General features: G+C 66.2%; 5 protein-coding genes. 2 read left to right on the top strand and 3 right to left on the bottom strand.

Annotated elements, in window-relative coordinates:
* Positions 1 to 518: 518 nt before the first annotated feature.
* Both E6K76_12205 and E6K76_12200 read right to left on the bottom strand, forming a co-directional pair.
* The gene (locus E6K76_12205; GenBank protein TMQ56779.1) at positions 519 to 1,391 is read right to left on the bottom strand and encodes an alpha/beta hydrolase; all 873 of its coding nucleotides are present in this window, start codon (positions 1,389 to 1,391) and stop codon (positions 519 to 521) included.
* 157 nt (positions 1,392 to 1,548) lie between these two features.
* Complete coding sequence (locus E6K76_12200) at positions 1,549 to 1,902, bottom strand: hypothetical protein (GenBank protein ID TMQ56778.1); 354 nt, start codon at positions 1,900 to 1,902, stop codon at positions 1,549 to 1,551.
* Between the two features lie 388 nt (positions 1,903 to 2,290).
* Between E6K76_12200 and E6K76_12195 the strand changes: the two genes are divergently transcribed.
* Positions 2,291 to 3,277, top strand: a complete 987-nt coding sequence (locus tag E6K76_12195) for an aldo/keto reductase (GenBank protein ID TMQ56780.1) — start codon at positions 2,291 to 2,293, stop codon at positions 3,275 to 3,277.
* On the opposite strand, the gene E6K76_12190 is transcribed toward E6K76_12195, so the two are convergent.
* Entirely contained in the window at positions 3,278 to 3,637 is a 360-nt protein-coding gene (locus E6K76_12190; protein TMQ56777.1) for a DUF1428 domain-containing protein, read from the bottom strand.
* A 59-nt stretch (positions 3,638 to 3,696) separates the two neighbouring features.
* On the opposite strand from E6K76_12190, the gene E6K76_12185 reads away from it, so the two are divergent.
* A partial coding sequence (locus tag E6K76_12185) for a M23 family metallopeptidase (protein TMQ56776.1) occupies positions 3,697 to 5,567 on the top strand: 1,871 nt, incomplete at its 3' end.

The following is a 5,567-nucleotide window of genomic DNA, read 5'->3' as shown; positions in this document are numbered from 1 at the left end:
GACGCGTTATCGACGCGCTGTCCCATTCACCATTCTGGAATAATACGGTCGTGTTCGTGCTCGAGGACGACGCGCAGGACGGGCCCGACCACGTTGACTCCCACCGGTCGCCTTTGCTCGTAGTCTCCGCCTATAACCGGCCCGGGGTGGTTCATCGCTTCGCGAATACGACCGACGTGATCGCGACGATTGCGGATCTCTTGCACCTTGAGCCGCTCTCGCAGTTCGACTACTTCGGCAGCCCGCTGTCCGGGATCTTCGCCGTCGCGCCCGATCCGAAGCCATACGCCGCGATCGCCCCCGGCGTCCCGCTCGACGAGCGTAATCCGCCAGGGACAGCCGCCGCGCACGCGTCGCGGCGATTGGATCTGCGGCGCGAGGACCGGGCAAACGAGGAGCAGTTCAACCGGATCTTGTGGGCTGTGATCAAGCGTCCGACACGGCCCTATCCGGGCACGCGACGGCTGGCCCTCCTCGAGCACCAGCGGAATTGATCGTCCTACCGCTCAGCGCGCCTCCTACCTGGCAGCCCCCGCGAGTTTCTTCGCCGAGTCTTTCTTCTGCCCAAGGAACTCCAGCAACTCAATGTTGACCCTCTCGGCGTGGGTCCAGGTCAGGCCGTGCGGTCCGCCCTCGATCACCGCCAGTCGGCTTTTCTTGACGAGCTCGTGGGTGAGCTTTCCGGTGGCGGCGAGAGGAACGATCCGGTCGGAATCACCGTGAATGACCAACGTGGGCACGTCAATGCGCGCGAGATCCTTTCGGAAGTCGGTCAGCCACGCCGAGACGCAATCCAGAGTGCCCTTGGGGGAGGCGCCGGCCGCGACGTTCCAGCTGAACTGAACGGCCTGGTCGCTGATCAGCTTGCCTCCCAAGACATCCACATTGTAGAAATTTGAGAGAAAAGCGGAAAGAAACGCCAGCCGGTCCGCGACGATGCCCTTCTTGATCCCGTCGAAAACCGTGCCGTCCACGCCGCTCGGGTTGTCCGGGGTCTTGAGAAGAAAGGGAGGGATCGCGGCGATGAAGACCGCCTTGCTCACCCGATCGGATCCGTAGGTGCCGAGGTAGCGCGCCACTTCGCCGCCACCCATCGAAAAGCCAACCAGCGTGGCGTCACGCAGGTTGAGCTTCGTCATGATCTTGTGCAGATCCTCGGCGAGGGTGTCGTAGTCGTAGCCCGACGCCGGCCTGCTCGAGCCGCCGAATCCTCTGCGATCGTAGGTGATGACCCGGTGGCCCGGGTCGAGCAGCGCGGAGACCTGCTTCTCCCAGGAACGACCGCTCAGGGGCCAACCGTGGATCAGTACGACCGGCTTGCCCGCGCCGTGGTCCTCGTAATAGAGATCGATGCTGCCTGAGTTTTCCTTGCCGACCGTTGCGTAGGGCATGGCGCGTCTCCTTCTGACTGCAGCTGGAACGGAAGGTGACTTCGAGAGAAGTTGCGCTACGTCAACTATGGATGCGGGCGTCCATGGGGAGGGTTCGCGCGGCGTCGCGGGGGAAAGTCCAGGGCCCCGGCCTGAAGCCGGGGCCCCGATAGCTGGCTCAGCGGCTGCTCGACACGCCGAGTCGCGATTCGCTGGAATCCCGCGCCATCGTCTTGGACGTGTCCGGCGACCACGAACGGTCAGCGGCCGGCGCCTGATCTCGATGGTTTTCTGCGTATTCGGGGTGACCGATAGCCGAAAGGATCTTCATCTTCACGTCTTGGATCCCATCGAGGCCCGCGAGCGCATCGGGACCCATCATCATGCTCCATCCGGCCGCGACCAAAGCCACCAGCGCCAGCAGAATTGCCAGCACGCCGGCTCGGGCGCCCCGCCGGAGAGAACGCAATTGCCGTTCCGTTATGGTGACCGGGTCATCGAGGTCGGCCTCGCCATCCCAATTGTTTCTCATAGCCTCCTCCTTTTCACGGATCGCCACGCCGATGCTGGCAGCGCGGCGTTAGCACACGATGCAGGTGCGTCTCCCAGGTATGGAGACTCAAGGGGCGTGCCAGCGGCGCGGGCGGCTTCGGGACGTGCGGACCGAACCGCAAAGCTAGGCTAGACTTGGGGCCGGGCCCGGTGAACGGATCTCGAGGGCCGTTTGCCCCAAATTCCAAGCCTCCGGGCTGTACCAGAGGAGGCTAGGGCGGCCGAGATGGGACACGCCGCTCCCGTGCCTGCGCGCATCCAAAACGTCATGCCATGTGGAGCCGCGGCATGGGGCCGTCTGCTCCCACAAATGGCGCCGGTGGGGACCTCCGTCCCCGACGATGCCCGAAAAGAGGGGATCCATGATGATGAAGAAGCGCAAGCTGGGACGACAGGGGCTCGAGGTTTCAGCCCTTGGGTTGGGATGCATGGGGATGTCGGAGTTTTACGGGCCGTCCGACGATTCCGAGTCCCTCGGCACGATCCAACGCGCGATCGAGCTCGGTGTCACATTCCTGGACACGGCGGACATCTATGGTCCGTTCAAGAACGAGCTCCTTGTCGGCCGGGCGATCAAGGGTCGCCGCGACCCGGTCGTGATCGCCACTAAATTCGGCAACGTGCGGGGCCCGGACGGGGGCTTCCTGGGGGTCAACGGACGTCCCGAGTACGTCCGTGCTGCGTGCGACGCGTCGCTCAAGCGTCTCGGCGTGGATACGATCGACCTCTACTATCAGCATCGTGTGGACCGGACCGTTCCCATCGAGGACACGGTCGGCGCGATGGCGGGGCTCGTCCGCGAAGGGAAGGTCCGCTATCTGGGGCTGTCGGAGGCGTCCCCGGCGACGATCCGTCGGGCCCACAAGACTCATCCGATCACCGCCCTGCAAACCGAGTACTCGCTTTGGAGCCGCGATCCGGAAGAAGAAATTCTTCCGACCTGCCGGGAGCTCGGCATCGGATTCGTCGCCTACAGCCCGATCGGCCGCGGTTTCCTTTCGGGGCGATTCAAGAAATTCGAGGATTTGCCTGCCGATGACTTCCGCCGCAACCACCCGCGGTTCCAGGGTGCGAACTTCCAGAAGAACCTCGAGCTGGTCTCGAGGGTGGAGCAGATCGCCCGGGAGAAAGGCTGCACGCCGACCCAGCTCGCGCTCGCGTGGCTCCTCTCCCAGGGGCAGGACATCGTGCCGATTCCCGGCACCAAGCACCGCTCCTTCCTGGAGGAGAACGTGCGCGCGCCGGAAATCACGCTGACCCCCGCCGACCTGGAGCGGATTGCCGAGGTCGCGCCCAGAGGCGTCACCGCCGGGGACCGTTATCCCCAGGCAGGGATGCTGACCATCAACGGTTAGCTACGCGTCGACCAGAATCTTGAACCCGCCGTAGACCATGCGCTTGCTGTCGAAGGGCATCGGGTCCAGCTTCATCATCTTCGCGAGCCGCGGGTCCTTCATGACCTTGGCGTTGACGCGATCGCGATGCGCGCGGGACTTGAACACGATCCACGCGAAGACCACCGTCTCGCCTGGCTTGTGCTTGACCGCGCGCGGGAACGGAACCCCCCATTTCACCCTGAGGTCGTCGCCGACGCACTCCCGATACTCCAGGGCGCCGTGATCCCGCCAGACCCTGGCTGCCTTCTGCGCCATGCGGCGGTAGACATCCATCTTCTTCTTGGGTACGGGCAATACATAGCCATCGACGTATCGCATGGGGCTCTCCTTGGTTGCGTATTCGATCGTCCTAGGGTAAGAGAAATACTATCACCCCGATGACGACGCAACCGCTCATCATGCTCCTGGCGGCGGTGCTCGGTGTTGCCTTCTTCCCACCGGCGCACGGAGCCGCCGCACCCTCCGGCAGGTCCGCGACCAAGCCGCCCCCCTTCGCCGCGCAGTTTCAGAAGACCCCGCTCCGCGGGCCGCTCATCTTCAAGGCGGGGTTCGGCGATTATCGTGGCGGCCATTTCCACGCGGGGATCGACCTTGGCACCGCGCGCCGCGTGGGCCGTCCGGTCCTCGCCCCGGAAAGCGGCTGGATCGAGCGCGTGCGAGCTTCCGGCGTCGGCTACGGCCGAGCCCTATATTTGCGCACCCCCGACGACCGCATACTCGTCTTCGGGCATCTCGACGCTTTCGCTGGACGTGTGGGCGAGTACGTGCAAAGCGCGCAGGACTCGAGTCGGCAGTACGAGCAGGATCTGTGGCTCCACCCCAAGCAATTCCACGTGGGCGCGGGTGAGGTCATCGCCTGGTCGGGTGAGAGCGGGGCGGGAGGACCGCATCTCCACTTCGAGGTTCGGCGCGGAGACACGGCCTACAATCCGCTTCGCGCGGGCATGGCGGTCGCGGATCGCATTCCCCCGGAATTAACGACCCTCACCCTCGAGCCGCTTGATGAGGCCTCGCAGGTGGGGGACCGTTCCGGGCCTCTCACGGTCGGTCTTTCTCGCAGGGATACCGTGCGGGCGATTGGGCGGCTCCGCGCGATCGTTGCGGGGCGCGACCGCCTGCGGAGCGGATCGGGGCGTATGGTGCCCTGGTCGATGGGCATCGAGTGGGACGGCCGCGCCACGGAATGCCGCTTCGACAGCGTCTCGTGGGCCACGGACATGCCCGAAGCGGCCTACGTCTACGACACGGGCCGGGTGACCGGCAACATGGGCCTCATGCTGTGGTCCGCTGCCGGCTTCCGCCCTCGCGTCGTGCACTCCGACGCTCCCTCGGGCGAAGAGGCCGGAACGATCGAGATTCGCCCCGGCGATCCGCCGCGCATCCTCCGGGTCTGGGCGCGCGACCTTGCGGGCGCCGTGGTCACACGGCGCATCGTGCTTCTGCCCGGGGAGCCGCCGCCACCCGTGACCCCGGGATGGTGGCGCGGCGAGGAGCCGTGGAGCGAGACGTCGGCTGCGTTTGCATCGTTCCCCGGAGGATTTCTTCGCGTGAGCTTCCCGTTCCGCGCCGCGAAGGGCGGGCTCGATTTCCAGGTGGGCGAGGAGGCGCGGCGCGCGACGCGGGCCGGCCGCATGTGGTGCGCGAATTTTTCGGTGCCGAAAAGCGCCGCCGTCAAGACGGTGCGGCTGCCTGTCGCCATGCGCCCCGTAGGCTCCGCTGGGGAGTCCGCGGGACGCGGGGGGTTCGTGTGGGCGCGGCGCGCTTCCTCCTCCGACGCGTTCGAGCTTGCGGACGACACGGGAGGACTGCGGGTAGGCTTTGCGGCGGGGGCGCTCTTCGAGGACGCGACGATCCTTGCATATGCAGCCCCCTCCCGAGGACAGAGCGGCCTCATCCCGGTGGGTGGCGCGTGGCAGGTAGAGCCAGCTCGACACCCGCTCCGCCACCCCGCGCGGGTGCGCATCGTGGCGCCCGCGGGCGCGTCGCTGGATCGGGTCGGTCTCTATCGACTCGATTCGGGCGGCTGGCAATGGGCCGGCGCCGATCGGGACCCGGCCGCGCGATCGGTGTCCGCCGAATCGTGGGGGCTGGGACGCTTCGCCCTCTTCCGCGATGAAGTCGGGCCGCGGGTTGCGCTGCTCAAGCCTCCCGCGCCGCGGGTTCGCGCCGGCCCTTACAGCCGCTGGGCCATCGAGGCATCGGTGGTCGAGAAGGGGAGTGGTGTCGACGCGCGAGCCTCGTGGTTTGA

It is taken from the genome of Candidatus Eisenbacteria bacterium, assembly GCA_005893275.1.
Lineage (GTDB): Bacteria > Eisenbacteria > RBG-16-71-46 > SZUA-252 > SZUA-252 > WS-7.
The sequence above is the reverse complement of the archived record's forward strand: the minus strand, read 5'-3'. Positions and strand labels throughout refer to the sequence as shown.

Bases quoted from the DNA above. Each gene is read 5' to 3' on its own strand.
- E6K76_12205 (TMQ56779.1), bottom strand. From the start codon at position 1,391: ATGCCCTACGCAACGGTCGGCAAGGAAAACTCAGGCAGCATCGATCTC.
- E6K76_12195 (TMQ56780.1), top strand. From the start codon at position 2,291: ATGAAGAAGCGCAAGCTGGGACGACAGGGGCTCGAGGTTTCAGCCCTT.
- E6K76_12200 (TMQ56778.1), bottom strand. From the start codon at position 1,902: ATGAGAAACAATTGGGATGGCGAGGCCGACCTCGATGACCCGGTCACC.
- E6K76_12190 (TMQ56777.1), bottom strand. From the start codon at position 3,637: ATGCGATACGTCGATGGCTATGTATTGCCCGTACCCAAGAAGAAGATG.